Here is a 19,350-nt window from a genome sequence, read left to right on the forward strand (position 1 = left end):
TCTACCAGTACGTGTTCTTCTGCACGCAACTGGAGGAACCCTCCGGCCGCCAGAAACAAGCGGAGCCGGCCTGGGTTGGAGGAAACCATCTGCAGCGCCGTGCGGCACCTGTATCGCTGGCTCGACAAGGAGTTACCCAACGGGGAGAGCTTCCTCGCCTGGCCCACAGGGCCCTCCCGGCACCGGATCCTGCGGCTCTACCCACCGCCAGGGCAGCGCACCGACTGGGTACAAGCACACGATGGTCGTTGTGCGGCGTTCGCTGAGGTACGCCTGGTGAACGTCGACAGCCTGGTCATGCAGCTTGCCTATGGCAGCAAAGGTGAGGCAGACGTGGAGGCGCGAGCAGAGCTCTCCACGGCAGCATGGCAACCGCCTGAGGATCCCAGTCTCTTCGTCGGACACCTTCGCTGCCTCGCCGGGCGTGTCACTGATTTGGCTACCGCCCGGGCGTTGCCGACCAGATAGCCTTCTTCTACCAGGACGACGACGAGGCTGAGCGGCGCGCTGCAACCTTTCTCAACGAGGTGCTTCCGTGGCTGGGGTTATCGTTCTACAAGGTCCTCCATCAATACGAGCGGGGATACGAAGAGGCGTTGCACCACGTGCTGGCGGAAAGGGAGATGACCCAGGCAAAGGTCGTAGCCGGAGACCTGCCGTCCAGGGACGTGGAAGCGCTGGACACGCGGCTGAAGGACCTGGCCGGCGCTTACCGTGACTTCGCCGGGGAGCTGGCCACCTTCGATGCCCTTGCCCAGGGGGTGCGCGTCAACCTGCTCAACCTGCGGGAATGCTACGCCCGGTACAGCCTGCCCAAGGATGGTCCTCTGGCCGCATGGTTAGCCTCAGCCGAACGGGCGCTGGCCCAATTAGATGCGGACGCAGGCTTTTATGAAGCCCGTGTCCGCCAGGCACAAATGGCGCTGTCAGCGCTCCAGGTCCAGACCGAAATCGAACGGGCCCGTTTCCAGCAGGCCGAGGAGCGCCGCAGTGCCCGGCACAACCTGCTGCTCGCGTTCATTGCCGCGGTGCTCACCCTCGGGCAGGTGATGAGCGACGGAGTGGCCGCGCAGTTCTTGTCCTGGTCTTCCCACCTCGTGGGAAGGGGAGCGCCCGCCGTGTGGCCTCCCGTGGTCGTCTTCTTGACCAAACTCCTCCTCGTCTGGGCCGCGGGTCTGGCAGGCTTGGGCCTCTATGCTGTTGGTGCGCGGCTCCTGCGCAGGAAGGAAAGACCACAAAGGGCCGCCGACTCTCGCCAGCTTTGACCCCTGCAGGCCCCCGTTTTGCAGCGCTGCGCCCTCGCGGCAGGAAGGATGCGGAGACGCCGGGCGCGGCCCCACGCCCCCTCACAGCAGCAGCCAGCGGGCCAGGATGAGCAGGGTAACAATGAGCAGGGCGCGGAGGGAGTTCCGCTCCGAACGCAGCGCCTTGCGTAGCACCGGGTGTGAAGGCTCGGTGTTGGAAAAGCCACGCAGCCGGGGCACACGGCGGCAGTACTCGGCGTACGTGCTGCCGAAACGCTCCGCTAAGAAACGCTCCTCTTCATGCACAATCGTGCCGTACTGCACCGCAAAGAACGCCAGCAGCACCAAGAGCAGCCACGGCATCCACGCCCAGCTCATGATGAGGACGCCGAGGCTGAGAAAGAAGTTGCCGATGTACAGCGGATTGCGCACATGGGCATAGGGGCCGTCGGTCACCAGGCGATCTGCCCCCACGCGGCCGGTGGTGCGGGTGGCGCTGCCTGCATAGAGGACACCCCATAGCCCCAGGCTCTCCCCGACCAGCGCCACAGCAAGCCCGAGCAGCACACTGGCCAGCGAGGGCTTTGCCAAGACCAACGCCACCACAAGCAGCGGCAGCGGGGTGTAGCTGCGGTACTTGAAGAACAGCCTGCCGATAGTCATCTCTTTTTCTCCGGATGGACCCTTGCGTTTGTTATGAGTACCGCAGCGCTCTAAGGTTGCGGACGGCAAACAAGAGTGTGCTGGCTTGCGGGCCGGGTGAGGCTCGGGACACTACTGCCTCCCTCCCGCCCCAGGCTCTTGCGCTTTGACGGGTAAGAACAGGTTGAGTCGGGCGAGGCGCCCGCACACGGAACTGGGCTCATTTGCCCAGCCCTAGCCTTGGGCTGGCGCGGACACACTGGCTACGTGGGCCTTGCCCCGGCGCAGGTACTGTTTGGGTCAGGTCGCTGCTACTGCAACCTCACCACCTTTTGCCTCACTGCAGACGTCTCTGTGCTCAAGCGCAACAGGTAGAGGCCACTGGGAGCAGCCACCCCTTCTGCAGTGCGCCCATCCCAGCGCACCTCGGTCCAGTCGCCTGAGCCCCTTCCTTGCCACGCCACTGCCACCCGTCGCCCTGCCAGGTCGAACACCTCCAGGGTTGCTTCCGTCTCTGCCGGCACTTGCAGCGACACGGTCAGGCCTGCATTGAACGGGTTCGGGTAGGCAAAGCCTAACGCCAGCGAATGAGGCAGCGACGAGCGACGATCCGGCTCCACCGAGGTGGTCGCCCAGCGAGCAGTTGCATACCAGACCACCTCTCGCCCTGAGGGATACACCGCCGAATATGACAGGTGCACCACGTCGCTGACCGGGTCGATCCTGCCTCGAGGAGTCGAGATGTCCCATGCACTATCCGGGGCAAAAACGAATGGGTCAGACCACGAGTGGCCGTCAAATACGCTATACTGGCACCTCATTCCGCCTTGCTGGAAGAAGTTCCCTTCGTGCCAAAACACCAGCAGAAAAGAACGGCTCCCAGTGACCACCTCTGGCTCCAGGATTATCTCCGACGGTTGCGCGGTAGCAAGCGTGACCGTAGGACCCCATGTGCTCCCGTCCTTGCTGGTGGCGGCGACCAAACAATCGGCAAAGAGCGGATGCCTGGAACTCTCCAGCCACACCAGGACCCGCAGACTGCCCAGCAGGGCCACTTTCGGCTTGTACACTCGCGGACGGAACTCCGGCACCTTCTGCATGACCCAGGTGCGACCTTCATCACTGGAGACCAGATAGCCAAGGCTCGTCCCCGTCTGACCAGGCAGGTGCACGGTCTGCTTCCCCTCGCAGGCCATGCCGCCCGTGTCCTCCCAGTACCAGGCCCACCGGAAGGGGAGGGAGACAAACGGGCCTCCCTCCTCCTTCCTGAAGATGCGGAAACCCCAGTTGTAGCCCAACCTATCCTCAAATGCAGCAACGTAGAGGGCCCGCGAAGACCACGCTACCGCCAACGGAACCCCGCCAGCGCTGTCCAGAAGCGTGCTGACGACCGGCGTGCTGCAAGGAAGGCACACAGTGGCCTTGAGAGGAAAATTGCCTTGTGGTGCCTCCTCCCGCCAAAGCACCACAACCTCCCCTCCAGCAACCCCAAGGCGGTGCTTGTCGACGTTCGACGCACAGCTTGTCACTCGGCAAGGATCCGACCAGCCACCCTGAGTCCTCGTCCTATAGACAAGGGCCCAACTCGGCGACTGCTCCTGACCATTGCACCGCTCCAGAAAGGAGGCAAACAGTCGCCCGGATCTATCCCACGCAAGGTCAGTCTCTCTGTACTTACCCCCTCCGGACACGACCTCCAGCCCTTCCACCACAAGCGCCTTTTGGCCCACGCCTGCTTGCCAGCGACCGTACCGCTCTTCCAGGGTTGTCGTGGGCAAGGAGAGCAGGCACCAAGCGCCGATCATAACGGGGACTACGAGCAAACCTGTCGGCCACCCCAGTGGTATTGAGGCCTTCACCGCTCAGACCCTCCAGCGCTTTGCGCCCCCGGTGAGCATTGTTCACTGCCCCTTCACAGCAATGCAGGCCCGGGTACGTGGCTTCCAGACGTGCCGCTCGTCCACCACGAAGTTGTGCTCGCTGGTGTAGCACACCTCCTGCCAGGGTGGACACCAGTTGTAGGCGATATAGGTATATGCCAGGGAAGCGTTCTTCTTGTAGTCCTTCTGTCTCAGCCTAAACCAATCGATGCTCAGCTCCGAGCTAAGCCCTATCTCCGCGATTGCCGTCTCAGCCTCTGACAGGCCCCAGCCGCTCATGTACCAGAACTTGCCAGTCCACACCGGGTCGTTCACGTGCGAAACCGCCTGGCACCACACGCCCCCCACCTCTCGCTCCTGCCTGTCCTCCGCATCGGCCAGGAGCATAGCCGCCGGCACCAGCAGAAGCAGTGTCAGCCACCCCTTCTTGAACCAAGCTCGCACTCTGTCCCTGGCTTCATCCTCCCTAAACGACAACGGTCTACTCCCCACCTCCCACCCCAAACAACCCCGTTATTTCGCCATTCTAATATAAAAAAAAGCGGGCGTTGTCAAGAGGGAATTTTCAAGTGCCGACCATCATCGAGCCGACCGCCAATAGGACAGGGTGGTTGCCTTCCACAACCTGCCATCGAACAGGCGCACTCAACCACCTCGCAGGTGCCTTTCCACCGCCGCCCGCAGCTCCGGTTCAGGAGGGATGACGCTCACAAACTCGGGCACCCCGTTGATGAGCATCGAGGGCAATTTGCTCACCCCGAGCTTCTTCACTCTCTCCAGCCCCTCCCGCGTCTTGATCAGCGTCTCCCGCCACTCAATTTGCCCAGGGAAAAGGGGTACGATCTTCTTCACCGCCTCCACCATGTAGTAGCAGGGGCTACATGCCCTTGAGTCGAGGGTGACAATCTCGATAAAGACCTTCGCGGCCATTGCTTGCTCCCTTCAAGGGCGAAAGTCGCGCACCGCGCGCGTGACCGCCTGCACGTTCGCCGGCGGAGTAGCAAAGGGCAGATCGCAGCCCGGGCACAGGAAAAACCCCTGCCCGCCGGCCACCCGCATGCAGCGCACCGCCTCGCGATAGTTGTCCTCCGGGCTGCCAAAGAGCATGACCGTGGCCAGCGGCAGGTTGCCGGCAAAAGCCACGCCATGCTCCTCCGCCACCTGACGCGCATAGGCCAGCTCGACGTTCTCGTCCACCCCGAAGAAGTGAGCACCCACCTTTCCCATCTCCACGACGTTGCGCGTGGCATCGCCACAGGCGAAGAAACCCGACTTGCGCCCATGCCGGTGGATGACCTCCAAGGCCGGCTGGTGGAAGGGCGTCACGAACTGCCGGAAGTGCTGCGCAGAAATCTGCGACGTTAGCGAATCCACCACAGTGATGACATGCACGCCGGTGTCGGCATAGAAGGCCGCAGTGCGGGCACACACCTGGCTGGCAAAGGAGAGCACACGTTTGGCATAGTCGGGGTTGTCAATCATGTCGGTAAAGATGCGCACGCCCGCCAAATGCAGGGCAAGGGTGAACGGCCCGGTAATCAGCGCAAAGACGGCGGTGCTGTCGCCCAAGGCGGCGACGAGGCGCCTGGCGGCCTCAAGGGCAAGGGGGTAGCGCCCCTGGTCCGGCTCCGGCAAGCGCAGCTCGGCCAGGTCGTGCTCCTCAAGCGGATGGCTGGCCACCGCCGGCGGGTTATCTTCGGCCCAGACCAACGCACAGCCCAGCGCCTCGGCCTCAAGCTGGGCGTCGAAGAGCGTGGGGAGGCCGTCGGGCTGGTAAAGCTCGTAGCCCTTGAGCACCCCTTCCACCAGGGTATCGACCTCGGTGAAAAGCCGCTGGGCGCTGACACCTAAGAGGTAGGCGGCATGCACCCCTACCCACGGAACCCAGGGCACGCGGTCCACTTTGCGCCTTTCTATCGCCGCCAACACGCGTTCTTTTCCGGTCATCGTCCCTCCACTTTGGCGTCGACCCAACTTGCGCCCAACGGCGAGCCAGGAAGCCAGGCCGTAGTGCCCACCACCAGATCCAACTCCCGCACGCCGAAGATGGGCACCCGGACCGCCACCGGCTGAGAGCGGGCAGTCATCAGCTTGCTGACGAACAGCTCCTCCCCGTCGCCGTACATGGCAAACTGCACACGTTCCTGCTGCGCCCGGCCTTGCGCTGTTTGCAGGGACGGCGGCAAGTCCACGCAAAGCCTTGCCGTGAAGTAACGCCATCTGCCGTCAAGACGAAAGCGAATGCGCGAATTGGGGTAGACGCCGATGCCTTTGGTTGCTCCTGCCGGGCCCTGGAGCGGCGTTCCCCAGAAGGTGCGATCACGCTCCGGGGCCCCAATCCATTGCTCCACGCCTTCAGGCACAAGGTCGCTTAGGCAGAAAGCGCCTCTGCATGTGTCTGGCTCCGTCTGCTCCGGGATGGTGCGGGGCACGATCCCCTCGCGCACGCGCTCGTCCGCTGGCCACTGATACTGTTTGTCAAGCTGCCAGTCCTGGTCAAAGAAGCCGCAGAGCAGCGCCGTGCCCTCCACGGTCATTGTGCCCTGGAGGGCGTGGCGTCCCACCGTCCTTGCATCGAACACCACATAGTCGAATTCCGTGCCGATGCGCTTGAGCAGCCCGGTCACGGCGCGCCAACTGACCCCGGCCAGCACAACCACGTACCGCCCCGGGTTGAGCGGGTTGGGATAGACCAAAGCGGCTCCAACATCTTCCCCGGAAAAGCGTCTTTCACCAACCTGCACGCCATTGCGCCGGAACTGAATGGGCAACTCGCCGTGGATTCGCTCCGTGAGCAAGTTGCAGTATGGTCCGCCGATGAGGATGAGGTGAAAGTTCCTGATATCCTCCACGGTGACCTGGCGGTCGGCCTTTACGCGGCAGGAGACATGCTGCCACCGCTGCCACTGCTCGGCAAAGGCCTCTGCCTCCCCTTTGGCCGCCGCATTCTCCTGGCGCCTGCCGACCGTACCATAGACTAAAAGAAACCCGCCGTTGAAAGCATCCGAAATGGGGCCGGCAAGGCCCGGGCGCTTGCCTGCGGCACACCCTTCCTCCGAGGAGCACCGCAGCCACTGCCCGTCTTCTGCCCTCCGGAAACAGAGGAGTCCCCTAGGGGGAATCTCTCCGCTGTCGCAGACGTCGCCATCCACCGCGACCTGGATCGGCAGGTCCGGCTCACAGTGCACTCGCGGCACCTCCAGGCGAAAGCGACTGACGTTGTGCGTGCGCACGGTGATGCGGTTCTGTTCTGCAATCTCGGCCTCGATGGTGGCGAAATCCAACAGATGCTCAAAGCGCTCGATGCGCACCCAGTAAGCTCCGGGATGGTTGAGGTCGGCAGTCTTGTAGATGACCTGGCGCGGCCAGCGAGGGCGGGTCTGCTCCGCAAGCCAGTCGTACCTGCCCTTCTCCATCTGCGCAGGGAAGCCGCCGTGCGCAGCCTCGGGGTACTCGGTGTAGACGAGCGGGTAGCCAAGTTGGCGGAACCGGGCAGCCATCCTCCGGCTCTGCTCGACCGGGACGATGTCGTCCTTGGCGCCGTGCACGCATCTCGCCGCTAAATTGCGGGCGTTTTCTGCGTAAGAGAGCGGGCTGTTTCTCGCCAGCAGGTAGCGCTGCAGCGGGGAGGCGGAGGCGCTGTCGACCCCCAGCCAGAAGCCATAATCCGTCGGGCCCATCACCGGCGCAATGGCAGCGAAGAGGTCAGGATGGCGAAGCCCCAGGTACCAAGCCCCGCCACCGCCCATGGAGCCGCCGGTCAGGTAGACGCGGTCCGGATCGATGACGTAGAGGCGCTGCACCTCGGCCAGCACGCTCAGCACGTCCTGCTCGCCGATGTCCTGATACATGGTGTTGCCGCGACCAAAAGGGTTGACCACAATGAAGCGTCCGCCTTGGGTGGCTTCCGGAATGAAGCCCGGGAGAAACGGGTTGTCCCGCCAGTCAGCGAAGCTGGGGTCGTACCCGTGCAGGTTGACCACTAGGGGAAAAGGCCTCTCTCCGCTGTAGCTATCCGGCACATGAAGAGCATAACCCTGCAGGCTGCCGTCAATCTCGGAATAGTACCCGCGCAGGAAGGTGCCGGTGGCGTTGCGCCACGGATTCCGCCCCGCTTGCAGGGCGGCAAGTGCTGCCTCCGCCTGGGCAAGAGCTGCGGCTGTCTCTGCCTGCCGTCTGCGCAGCCCACCCGGCACATGCGCCTGCTGGAGGGCACGCTCCACCGGCAGGAGCGCGGCCTCCACGTTGGCCCAGTCGTTCTGGTGCACCACCTCCGAGGTTCGTCGCCCCTCTGCGACCCGCCGCTTGACCGCAGCAACCTCCTCTTGCAGCGCCCGAAAAGCACTGCACGCGACTTCAAACTGAGCTGTTGTCTCCTTCCCCCCACCAGAGAGCACAGCCCTGTAAGCACCGTCTGCTATCTTGGTCGGCTCAAAATCCAGCGAAGCGTGGGCAAAGAGCTGCGCGCCCAAAGTCACGGGGCAGCCAGCCCTCCAAACGACCTGCCCGCTGCTGTCCTGGAAGGTCAGGCGCAGAGAATCGCACTTAGGGCCACCAAGCGCGGGCGTGAGCAGCCAGCACCGCACCTGTCCCGGCTCGGCAGCTGCGTACACGGCGCGGTCTGTCTTTACGATCAGCCCGGACTCTTGCTCTGGCGGGGCCTCTTTGAGCAGCCCGTCATGCGCAAGAGCGCTCCAGGCGGCGACGACATTGGCACGCACCACCTCTTGGCCAGGCGCCAGTTTGTAGCCCTTTGCCAGCCACCGCAAGGCGTCGGCAAAGTGGCCCTTTTCCGCGGCGACCAGCCCGAGATTGTTGTACAAGGCCCAGGAGACCTGGCCGCGCGCCAGCAGGCCCTGCAACCCCTGTTCGGCCGCCCACACCCTTCCGTGAGCAAAGTGCCGGTGCGCCCTACCTGCGCCCTTCAACTTGGCCCAGCGCCAAACTGGACTGGCTGCCACGCTCGCGCGCACGCAAAAGTCATCGACTGCGGTGTGCGCTCCACCTTGTCGCACCATGTTCAACGCCAGGCTGAGCTGCGCAGGCGGCAGCGGCACTTCATCCCTCGCCACCACATCGTACAGTGGCGGCTCGTCCTTGTGGGCCCCTTGCCATAGCTTGGCGCGCAACAGGAGAGGCCTGTCCCCCCGCACGTCGAACCTCACCCACTGCCACTGACCGAACTTCGCTGCCCCGGGGGACGAGGCAGCAAGCACCTCAGGCATTTGCCCTATCTTCGCCTTGGCGATGCGCACCACGCCACTGCCGTCCACCTCGAACTTGTAGCAGTCCCAGCCGTGCTGGCGCACGTTGAGGCTGAAGAGATAGTAGGCACCTGCCACCGGCCGATAGTGGAAGACCACGCTGTAGTCGCGATTCACCAGGGCCTGGGCAAAGCGAGGTGCTGCCGCGTAGATGGTCTGCTCAGGGGTCTTGTCGTCCAGGGAGACGAAGGTGCCGTCCTTCACCTGCCAGGCGCCAAATCCCCACACGCGCATGTCCTGCCACTTGTCCGAGGGGCGAGAGAAATCATCCCAGAACAAGTCGCCGTGCAGGCCAGGAGCGTCAGATCTTGCCATTTGGGCAGCGCAAGCTAAGGCACCGAAAAGCGCTGCAGATGTCAGCCAGGTCAGGTTCACTTTGCGCAGCCCTCACACCGTGATGGGATAGGTGCCGTATTCTTCAGCAGCCTCGAGCATGGCCATCAGGTTCTCGACCGGAACCTGGCTGTGGATGCAATTGGACGAGGCGAGGATGAAGCCACCGCCCGGCGCCGCCACCCGGATAACCTGGCGGGTTGCCTCTTTGACCTGGGCGGGTGTGCCGTAGGAAAGCAGCTCAGCACAGTCCACATTGCCGCACAGCGTGACCTGCTGGCCGTACTTCTGCTTGAGCTCACCAATGTCCATGCCGGCCACTGGCTCAATAGAGTGGATGCCGTCGAACCCGCACTCTACCATGACCTGCCGCTCGATGGGTTTGAAATTGCCGTCCAGGTGTTTGATGAACGGCTTGCCGTACCGGTGGCAGGTAGCCGTGATCTTCTGCAAATGGGGTTTGACAAACTGCTTGAAGTGGCGCGGAGAAAACATCGGCCCGTTTTTCCCGCAAAAGTCCATGCGCCCATCGATGCCGTCCACGCCCCGTTCCAGCTGTGCAATGAGGAGCGGGAAGGTGTTCTCGTTGACGATGTCCAGGTACGCTTTCACCAGGCCGGGATCGGTGACCATGGCCTCTAAGAATATCGGCAGCCACGAAGAGAAGGTGGGCAGCATCACGTCGTAGTGGCCGAGCACAAACATGTCAGGGGCGTTCGCAATGGCATAGTCCAAGGCTTCGAACATCGTGTCGTCGGGCGTCACAGGATTGGGCCCCCGCTTTTCCATCTCCCTGACCATGGCGCGGAAGCCGTCCATACCTTGCTGGCGCAGGCTGCAATCGACCTCGTAGTAGAGGTCCTCCTCTGGCAAGTAGCGCATCAGGGCCCAGTGGCCGCCGCCGATTTCATAGCGCCACTCGTTCTCGCCCACCTTTTTCGGCTTGATATCGTGTTCGCTCTCGTAGGGATCGATGACCAGGATGTCGTAGCCGAGCCTGCGGTAGAGCTCGATGGTGTCTTCGATGAACCGCTGGTAGAACTCGCGCCTCTTGCCGGCGAGGATCATGTCGTTGCGTAGCTTGCCCATCACGTAGCCGCCGGTGCCCACCAAGGCGTCGCGGCCCAGCACTTTGCTCCCCACCGGCGAGTTGACACACAGCTCGAATTTGGGTATGCGGTCGGGTTCCTCATGCCGCAAGGCTTTCAGCACTCGCTCCTTCGACGTCACATCTGCCTCCGTGTTGGTCTGACCGTGCAACCAAAGCCCACCTGTGCGCCACATTCACCTGTGGCGCAGTTCGCCAAGAAAAGAAGACTCAACCTGCGCCCTGTGCAGCCCCTGGCCGATGACCACGAGCTCATTCCGGCCATCTGCCGCTCCGGTGGCCATCATGGACATGTTCGTCATCGTTGCGTCCACGTAGGTTCGTTGGCCATCCAAAGAGATGAACCCCTTCATCCGCATGAGACCAGGACCAAGCGAGGCTACGAAGCGCTGCCAGCCACCCCGATCAAACTCCCCCTCCGCTTGCAAGGTGTATGAAAAGACTCGGTCGGGACGTCCTTCCCCCGGAGGGCCACTGGCAGGCGATTGCGGTCTGCGAATATTGTCCAGCACATTTAGAGGAAACTCGGCAAACTGCGTGCGCAGAACCTGCGCGCCAGGGGCCAGCTGGCGCACCGCGGCCACCACCTGCTCCACCTGCTCCGCGCTCACCAGGTCGCACTTGTTCACCAGGATCAAATCGGCGCTCTGCACCTGGGACACGGGCGCTCTAAGCACATCCTTGAGCTTCAGGAAGGTCTGGCAGTCCACCAGACAGACGCAGGCGACAAGCTCCACGGCACTGCGCAATGTGGGCAGGGCGAACATCTTCTCCATCTCAGTGGTGTCGGCAAGGCCAGTGGCTTCGATGAGCAAGAGGTCTGGGCGCAGCTGGTGCGCGATCCTTTCCACCTCAGCAATAAAGTCGGTGCGCACGCATATGCAGAAAAGGCTGCCCCTGTTCAGCTCCACCAGCTCATAGTCGCCCTGGCGCAGCAGCCGCCCGTCGATGCCGATGGCACCGAACTCGTTGACCAGGAGCACCAGCCGCCGGCCCGCATAGTGCTCGACCAGGCGGTTGAGCAAAGTCGTTTTACCCGCGCCCAGAAAGCCGGTGAGCAAAATGGTCGGTATCACTGCAGCTCCTTGAGCCACTCTTTGATGACTTCCACAGAAGGCACCCGTCCGGCGGCCCGCACCTGCTCTTTGACGGTGACGATGGCTGGCGTTGCCGAGACGCCGTAAGAGTAGATCGTTTCGTCGTCGGTGATGCGCTCCACCTCAACTGTGGAGCCGAGCTCCCGGAGGGCCTGCTGCACATGGGCCCATGTCTGCTCGCAGCGTTCGCATCCCCCGCCCAGGACCAGCAGCCGCCCACGCCTCTCGCGCAGCTTCAAATGCAGCTTCTCGTTGATGCGTTCCTGGATGGCGCGGGTCAGCTCCTCCTGGGAGGGGATGATGCTGACGAACTTGATCTGGCCGTCGATGCAGATGGTGGGCACATTGCGCACCATGAGGCCCGTCATGAACTCCACCGACTCCCGCTGCTTGATTTTGTGTTCGCGCCAGATGACCAGGTCACCAAAATGCGGCGCTACGGCTTTCACCGCCTCGACCATGTATTGACAGGGCGCGCATGCCTCCGAATCCAAAGTGATGATGTCCACGATGACCCGGTCGGTGCGGCCATAGTCGGCCAAGTTGATGGAGGGCGTCACCTCGGCCGCCTTGGCCAAGAGCTCCCGCGCCACCTGCCGCTTGTATTCGTCGTGCACCACCTCTGCGACCGCCTTGAGGTTTGCCGGTGGCGTGCCGTAAGGCAGATCGCAGCCCGGGGCGAGAATGTAGCCCGTATCGCCCCCGATGTCCATGCACTGCAGCGCGCTGCGCCGGGCATCGTCTTCGCTGCCCATCAGGAGCACGGTGGTCAGCGGCATGTTCCCGCCAAAAGAGACGCCGTACTGCTGGCAGGTCCTTTTGACAAAGTCCAGGGGGATGTTCTCGTCCACGCAGATGTTGTCCGGGCCGGTCTGGCACATGGCCTCGCCATTCTTCTGCGCATGGCCGCACACAAAGAAGGACGAGAGCAACCCCAGGGCGCGAATGCGGTCAAAGACCTCCCGTGCGCAGGGCGAGACAAAGGCGCGGAAGGTGTCCGGCGAAATCTGGCTGGTCATCGGGTCCACCAAGGCAACCACGTCGCAGCCGGCCGCGGCGTACAGTTCTGCCATGTGCATCGCCACTGCCGTGGTGAACTGCATGAGCTCCTTCACCGCCTCCGGGCGGTCGTACATCTCCATGAAAACGGCCGTCCCCTTGAGGTGAAGGGCGAGGGTAAACGGCCCGGTGACCAGACCGAACAGCGCCACGTCGTGCCCGGCCCGCGCAAGGCGGCGCGTGGCCTCCAACACTATGGGGATGCGCCCTGCGCGCTCATCGGGCACCTTGAGCTCCGACAAGCCCTTCTGCTCCAGCACATGGCTGAGCACCGCAGGGGGGTTCTCCTTTGCCCACTGCAGCTCGCACCCCAAAGCCTCGGCCTCCACCTGCAGGTCAAACGTCACCGGCACACCATCGGGCTGATACTGGCGGATGGCCTCGGTCACCCCCTGCACGATGAGGCCGGCCGATTGCAAGTAAGTCATCGCGTCTCTGCCAATGAGCGCACCTCCATGGCAGCCCACGAACGGGAGCCAAGGGGTGCGTTCTGTCTTTTGCCCGCGTATGGCGTTCAGAATAAGCTCTTTTCCCATGCACCGCTCCGTCTGTTTATTTGAGAAGGATCAGCTTTCTTCGCCGCACCTGGTCCCCGGCAGTCATGCGCACGAAGTACAGACCACTTGCCACGGGTTTGCCGTCGGCATCGTCGCCCCGCCAGTGCACCGCATGCCGGCCAGGAGGTACGGTGGCGTCCACTAAGGTACGCACCATTTGTCCCTTGCTGTTGAACAGGACGATGACCACCCGCGTCTGCTCAGGCACCCGGTAGGAGATGGTGGTCTCCGGGTTAAAGGGGTTGGGATAGTTTTGCTCTAACCCCCACTGCCCCCACGCATCCTCCTCTTCCTGGGGAGCTGCGCTCGAAGAGACGTCGTTAAGGCGCACCGTCACAATCGCGCGCGGGCCGACGGAGATGCGCACGCCCCTGGAATGCAGCGCAGCCGCCGTGCGGTCATGCTCCACACCGTCGGTAACCACCGCCGAGGGGAGGCGAAAGACCTCGGAGCCCAGGGTGATCTCGGCCGGCTGCCCGCTGAGCTCCATGAGGCGGATAATCGTCCCGCCGCCCCAATGGGCCTGCTTGAGGTTCACCACCATGACCTGCGGCTGGTCGCACCAGAGAAAGCTGGCCGCAGCCGCAGAGAGAAGCCCGTTGTCGTTGCGCAGCACCTGGCAGCCGAACAGCGGCGTGCCGAAGCCCCAGGCGAATTGGGCCACTGCCACCGGGTCGAAGCCCCCGCTATCCGCAGCAAACGCGAAGGCCGACACTATCAGCGGGCTGGTTCCTGGCTCCGCATCGATGGGGCCGACGCTGCCCCCTGCGAATCTCCCCTCATCCTCCTTCTTGATAAACCGGCAGAGCAAGGTGGCTTCGCTCGGGTTAAAGGAGGCCTCCACGCCGTGGAAACGCTCAAACTCTACGGCGAAGGTCTCGCGCAAGGCCCAGGCAATGCGATAGCTGCCGTCGGTCACGCACCCGCCGTGCTGGATGGCAAAGCAGCCCCGTGGCGCACCCGGAAGGTGATCGCTGGTCGGGTTCCAGAAGCCATGCGGCCCCTCCAAGTAGGTGCTAAAGTTCTGCATGGCAAAAGGGAACACGTACGCGTACTGCTCCGAGCCCACGCTATTGGGTACCCACTCCATGAGGCGCCGATCCATGAGGTTGACGACTTCCACACGAGGCAGGCCCTGGTAGAGCCAGATCTCGCTCCGCACGAAGGGCGTGCCGCTCCGTTCGATGACCAGGGCGCGGGCCACAGGACCGCGCACCGCGGTGTCCACCCGGGCGCTCCCCAGCGGCATCACCTGGCCGTTGCCCACGGCCTTCAGCCAACCGTTGAACGGGAAGGGGCTGGCTGCGTTCACCAGTTCCCGGCCACGGCGCTTGTCAAACAGACTCACGACGCGTCCGTCGCTTGGGTCCACGCGCACCCGGAAGAACTCATTTTCCACCTCTGCGTGGGAGGACGAACGAAGAACCGCGCCGGGTGCGTTAGCGCTCTTGCTGCTGTCACGCAGGAAGAACAAGCGATAGCCCAGAGGCGGCACGTGCTCGGCCAGAAAGAGGAGCTCCTGCTCCAACCATTGGTGGGGAAGGATGCGGCCGGTCAGTGCATCTTCCACGCGCAGCGGGTGGGAGTGCCAGGTAGCGTCCAATTCTACGCGCACCACGTCGCTCCGTTCCCAGCTGAGCGGGTTAAAGACCAGGATTCCCGGCTCAGGGCTAACAACTTGGGTGGCTATGAGCTGCAGGCCTTGCTGCACTTGCGACTGCGCGCCAGTGAGGGCAGCGCGAGCAAAGCCTACGGCAATCTCGCTCTGACGCTGAGCCTCTTGGGGTGTCATGAGCTCTGGCCACGGCGCCCCACCGCCGCTGTGTTCGTCGAACTGCAGCATGTTGGCATACACCATGTCCAGCGCCTCGCGAGGTGCGCGAGCAATTCCCAGCAGCTCGTTGATGGCGGCCACCTCCTCGGCAGCCATGGCCAAGTCGTGCGCCTGGCGATTCATGCCCATGCTTTGTGGCGCGTTGAGCGAGACCAGGTCCCATCCTCCTGCCCAGTCACCCCGATAGGTCGCAAACTGCTGCCCGTACTTTTCCTCCAAGTGGGCGAAGAACTCATCCGGGCCGGCCACAATGAGTTTCGGATTGGCATAGCGCTGGTTCCAGGCCTGCGCCATGCTGGTGATGAGCGTCGTCGGGTAGGTGTTTTCCAAGCTGCCCACCATGATCAGAATTGCATCGTAGGGATAGCCGGCCGCCTGGTATGCCTGCAGCTCATTCTGCAGGGCCTGGTAGAAAGTGCTCACGTTGCCCATGCTGTAGGTGGACAGCCACTCCATGTAGCTTCCGCGGCTGATCCAGGTGAGGACCTTCTGGCCGTCAGGGCCCTGCCAGTAGAAGGGGTTGTGCTGCCGCGGGATCTGCGCGCTGCCGCCGAAGCTCTGGTTGACGCCGGCGGCAAAGTAGCGGACACCCGCGTTGGCCAGCACGGTGGGCATCCACCAGGAAAACCCCGGCACGTCGTTCTGCAAGAGGGTGTTGGCCTGGAAACCGAACCGCTGCCGGTACGCCTCAGCGGGATAAAGAAAGCGGTTGATCTCCTCGCTGCCCAGCACGGCGGTGTGCATGTTTGCATAGCCGGCACAGAGGTGCATCTTGCCTGCCTCCACCAACCGCTGCAGGCGTGCCACGTCCGCTGGGCTGCTCTGCGCCAACCACTGCTCCAACTGCCAGACGCTCTCGATGGTCCATTTGTACTCCGGTATCGTCTCGGCAAACTGGATGGCGCGGTCGATAATGGCCTTATACTGCGTGGCAACCATATCCTGCGGATCGGTGAAGCCAATGTCCAGATGGGTAAAGTGGATGAGGTAGACGTAGTTGATGCTCGAGGCGATGCCCGGCTGCTGGAAGGGGAAGGCGCCGAGGTCGGCCACCGTGCCATCCGGGTCGCGCGGCCCTGCAGGGTCACCGGCGTCGATGCACGGCGAGTCTGCTGCGAGATGGTAGTCGAATGGGCTACCCCCGACGAAGCGCGGGTCTGCTGCAATGGCGCCCTGACCAGGCGCACAGCCGAAGTAGTCGCCGGCGACGTTTTGCCAAAGGTCGTTGTAACGACAACTGAGCTCGCCTGTCGTCCAGACGCCATAGCCACGACTTCTGACGATGATGTTGTTGAACGCCGTCGCCGCAGAAGCCAGGGCCACAATCCCGTGGCCGCAACTGTCCACGGTGTTGTTCATCACGGTCGTCGTCGGACAGCCGGCCATGAGAACCGCAGCCGAGTCGCAGCCGACGAACAGATTGCGAGCAATGTTGCCCCGACTCTCGGTCAACGCAATGCCCAGGAGCACGTTCTCCACGCGGCTACCAGAAATGGTAAGCTCCGCTCCTTGCGCCCTAACACCTGTGGCACGGCCGCCTGTCGCGCGCAAGATGACACCCTCATTGCTGAGGCCGGTCGCGAAATCGCCCACTACCCCTATGCCCTGGGCAGGGATGACCACCTCCACGTTGCTCACGCACATGTGGTTGGCGCTTGCTGCCTGCACGACAGTGCCACCTGTGGCGTTGTTGACAATGGTCAGCGCGGAGATGCTTGCGCCCTGTGCGCCGCGCACCGTCGGGGCAGGGTCGGCAGCCAGCAGCACGGTCTTTCCTACTCCGTCGCCCTGCAGCGTCACACCCGGCTGCAGGTGCACGTGCTCCACGTACACGCCGCTGTGCACCAGCACCACCACACCTGGCTCTGCCGCTTGGACCGCCGCCTGGACGGTGGGGTAATCCTGCGGAACCTCCAGGTGGGTGACCACGTCGATGGGTACGCCGAATACCACATCGTACACGTCCCCCCAGCTGGTGTCGTAACCCAGCGCGTCCTCGCCAAGAGTGTATGCCAGTTGATAGCCGCCGGTCTTTGCGCCTACCTTCAGCCTGCACGTTACCGTGGCGTCGATGCGTTCCTCGTTGGCCAAGAAGCCGCGCGCTGTCAAGAAGCCGACCCACTTGTAGTCAGGCCCACTGGGGTGCACAACCTCACACGAGTCTGCCCAGTACTGGCTGAGGAGGAACTCGCCACTCCCGTACTTCTGGCTCTGGTAGGAAGCGCCGATGGGCTGCCAATCATTGGGCACCAAGACCGTGACAAAGACGGCGTGGGGATTGGGGTCCGTCCCTTGGCTGTGAATATCCAAAGTCACGGTCAGCGTGTCACCGGGGGCCGCCACGCGCGGCTGGTGGACCTGGTCGATCTCCAAGCAGGAGCTCAGCAGGGCGAGCCCGGCCGACAAGGTGAGGGCAGCACAGAGGCGCCGGCGAGGCATGCTACGCAGGAAGGCCATATTCCTCCCCGGCAAAAAGCTCTCCATAGGTCGCGAACCCGTGTTCCGTCGCCTTGTCTTCGCTATCACAGGCAGCCAGCTCATCTTCGATTCTGCTCAGCCAATCAAGCTCGCGGGGCACAAGTTGCAGGGCGCCGCTGCTTAGTGCTTCGCGGATGACGGCGCACCCGGCCAGCCCGGCCTGCCGCGTCCTCTGAAAGTCGCCATCCTCAGCAACAATCGCGCGGGCAATAGCCACCGCGCTCTCTGGCGCCACCATCAGCGCGTGCACGCTGCGGCCTACATCCGAGTCGACCAGCAGCCTCTGCAGCACCTTCTCCTGCTTGGCCGCCAGCGCCTGGTTGAAAAGACGGCAGTCGTAGAGGAGCACCTCCGTGAACACCTCCGGGGCAGACCCGGAAAGCAGCCTGACGTTTTGCACCGATTCGTTGCTCCACAGGTCACACACGGCCGCAGCCACATTGCCCATGTGGCTAAAGTGAGCACAGGCCGAGCTCTTCCCTTCCATGGAGATGGGCAGCCCCGTGATGGCTTTCATCACTGGCCCCTCGTAGGCACAGTCTTTGGACGGCCCTACCGCACCCTGCTCGAACGCCACCAGCGAGCGCACCGCCGACATGGCACGCACTACCGCGGCCAGTACCGCCGGCAGATAGTGGCGGTCGGCCAGGACCATCGCCGTGTTGGCAAAGCCGCATGCTGTATCTCCCGCCGGGATGGTGCCTGTCTCTCCGGCGATGCGGACAATCTCGCCCCACAAGAAGTGCATGTCCCGCGGTGCCAACACGCCGAGGGCGAAGAGAATCCCGACCACGTCCCCTTCCAGCAGGGCGCGGTCGTGCACCTCCTTGCCCCCTGTCGATTCAATGGACAGCATGTGCGCCCCAGCCCGAGCGTTGTCCGCAAAAGAGCGCAGCATGGTCTCTGTTGCCTGCCCGCTGCGCATGCGCGGCGGGCGGAGCTCATCGCGGATGTCGCACACCGTCGCGCGCAGGGCCGAACGAAGGCCGTGCGTGCGGTAGAACTCTTCCATCAGCTCTCGGGTCTGCTGGGTGATCGCCACGCCAATCTCCACCTGGCCGGTCATCTGGGGAGCATGCTCGAACTCGAGCACCACGCCCGGGGCCCCAAGAATCTGGGCCCGCGAAAGGACGCTGGTCACCATCTCGCGGTACTGCTCCAGAATTGCCGGAAGTTTGTCTGGCGACACCTCCATAGGCGGCAGTGTGTAATTGACCTCCGGGAACACCTCTCCCGCTCCTATGACCAAGTCGAAGCCACAGCGCAGCGGATGCAGCGCCCGCCCAAACATCATCTCCCCAGCTCCATTGTAGCTCAGCTTCTTGTAGCGTCGCATCTTCAATCCTTCCTTGGCTGTCCCACAAACCAAACCCGCAAATGCAGACACCCGTTGCCTGCCTCTTCCTCCCGGGTGGGCAGAGGGAACCGGCGCCACCCGGTTTCTCACCAGAGGTTGAGCTGCCAGGACACCCCAAACCGGTCCTTCACCCAGGCAAACTTGCGGCTGAAGTCATAGTTGTCCAGAGGCATGAGCACGGCGCCGCCAGCAGACAGGGCATCGAAGTACTGCTGCAATTGCTGTTCATCCTCACACTCAACAAACAGGGAGAACGCAGGGGTAAAGCCAAACTCGTGCTTGATGGGCGAGTCGATGCACAGGAAGCGTTGGCCTTGCAAGGTGAACTCCGCCAGCTTCACGGTGCCCTCAGGGCCTCCCTCACCGCGGCCGTATCGCTCGAGGAGCGTGATACGCGACTTCGGGAAAAGCCCGGTGTAAAACTGCATCGCCTCCTCGGCCCGACCCTCGAACATGAGAAACGGCGTCACCCTCTTCGCCATGTCTTCCTCCGGTGC

14 protein-coding genes are annotated in these 19,350 nt (G+C 63.2%); 2 read left to right on the forward strand and 12 right to left on the reverse strand.

Annotated elements, in window-relative coordinates; all coding sequences use genetic code 11:
* The first annotated feature begins 75 nt into the window (after positions 1-75).
* Both NUW13_09780 and NUW13_09785 read left to right on the forward strand, forming a co-directional pair.
* Positions 76-468, forward strand: a complete 393-nt coding sequence (locus tag NUW13_09780; protein MCR4439312.1) for a hypothetical protein — start codon at positions 76-78, stop codon at positions 466-468.
* Between the two features lie 59 nt (positions 469-527).
* Positions 528-1,265, forward strand: coding sequence for a hypothetical protein (locus NUW13_09785; protein MCR4439313.1), 738 nt, complete (start codon positions 528-530; stop codon positions 1,263-1,265).
* A gap of 81 nt (positions 1,266-1,346) precedes the next feature.
* Here NUW13_09785 and NUW13_09790 read toward each other — a convergent pair whose 3' ends face one another.
* The 12 genes from NUW13_09790 to NUW13_09845 form a co-directional block, all read right to left on the reverse strand.
* Entirely contained in the window at positions 1,347-1,907 is a 561-nt protein-coding gene (locus NUW13_09790; GenBank protein MCR4439314.1) for an isoprenylcysteine carboxylmethyltransferase family protein, read from the reverse strand.
* Positions 1,908-2,197: 290 nt separating this feature from the next.
* Entirely contained in the window at positions 2,198-3,355 is a 1,158-nt protein-coding gene (locus NUW13_09795; protein MCR4439315.1) for a T9SS type A sorting domain-containing protein, read from the reverse strand.
* 432 nt (positions 3,356-3,787) lie between these two features.
* The gene (locus NUW13_09800) at positions 3,788-4,210 is read right to left on the reverse strand and encodes a hypothetical protein (GenBank protein MCR4439316.1); all 423 of its coding nucleotides are present in this window, start codon (positions 4,208-4,210) and stop codon (positions 3,788-3,790) included.
* A gap of 201 nt (positions 4,211-4,411) precedes the next feature.
* Complete coding sequence (locus tag NUW13_09805) at positions 4,412-4,696, reverse strand: hypothetical protein (protein ID MCR4439317.1); 285 nt, start codon at positions 4,694-4,696, stop codon at positions 4,412-4,414.
* Between the two features lie 12 nt (positions 4,697-4,708).
* Complete coding sequence (locus NUW13_09810) at positions 4,709-5,713, reverse strand: uroporphyrinogen decarboxylase family protein (GenBank protein ID MCR4439318.1); 1,005 nt, start codon at positions 5,711-5,713, stop codon at positions 4,709-4,711.
* A complete protein-coding gene (locus NUW13_09815) occupies positions 5,710-9,345 on the reverse strand; it encodes an NPCBM/NEW2 domain-containing protein (GenBank protein MCR4439319.1) in 3,636 nt (1,211 codons plus the stop codon). Before NUW13_09815 ends, NUW13_09810 begins: the two co-directional genes overlap by 4 nt.
* A gap of 72 nt (positions 9,346-9,417) precedes the next feature.
* A complete protein-coding gene (locus tag NUW13_09820) occupies positions 9,418-10,593 on the reverse strand; it encodes a hypothetical protein (protein MCR4439320.1) in 1,176 nt (391 codons plus the stop codon).
* Between the two features lie 54 nt (positions 10,594-10,647).
* Positions 10,648-11,547, reverse strand: coding sequence for a GTP-binding protein (locus NUW13_09825; GenBank protein MCR4439321.1), 900 nt, complete (start codon positions 11,545-11,547; stop codon positions 10,648-10,650).
* Positions 11,544-13,163 carry an MTH895/ArsE family thioredoxin-like protein gene (locus tag NUW13_09830; protein MCR4439322.1) on the reverse strand — a complete coding sequence of 540 codons (1,620 nt, stop codon included), beginning with the start codon at positions 13,161-13,163 and terminating at the stop codon, positions 11,544-11,546. The genes NUW13_09825 and NUW13_09830 overlap by 4 nt, the downstream gene beginning before the upstream one ends.
* Before the next feature lie 16 nt (positions 13,164-13,179).
* Positions 13,180-17,475, reverse strand: coding sequence for a right-handed parallel beta-helix repeat-containing protein (locus NUW13_09835; protein ID MCR4439323.1), 4,296 nt, complete (start codon positions 17,473-17,475; stop codon positions 13,180-13,182).
* A complete protein-coding gene (locus NUW13_09840) occupies positions 17,459-18,832 on the reverse strand; it encodes a hypothetical protein (protein ID MCR4439324.1) in 1,374 nt (457 codons plus the stop codon). Before NUW13_09840 ends, NUW13_09835 begins: the two co-directional genes overlap by 17 nt.
* Before the next feature lie 107 nt (positions 18,833-18,939).
* Positions 18,940-19,335 carry a VOC family protein gene (locus NUW13_09845; protein MCR4439325.1) on the reverse strand — a complete coding sequence of 132 codons (396 nt, stop codon included), beginning with the start codon at positions 19,333-19,335 and terminating at the stop codon, positions 18,940-18,942.
* Positions 19,336-19,350: the final 15 nt, after the last annotated feature.

The organism is candidate division KSB1 bacterium (assembly GCA_024655945.1).
Taxonomy (GTDB): Bacteria; Zhuqueibacterota; Zhuqueibacteria; order JANLFK01; family Oleimicrobiaceae; genus Oleimicrobium.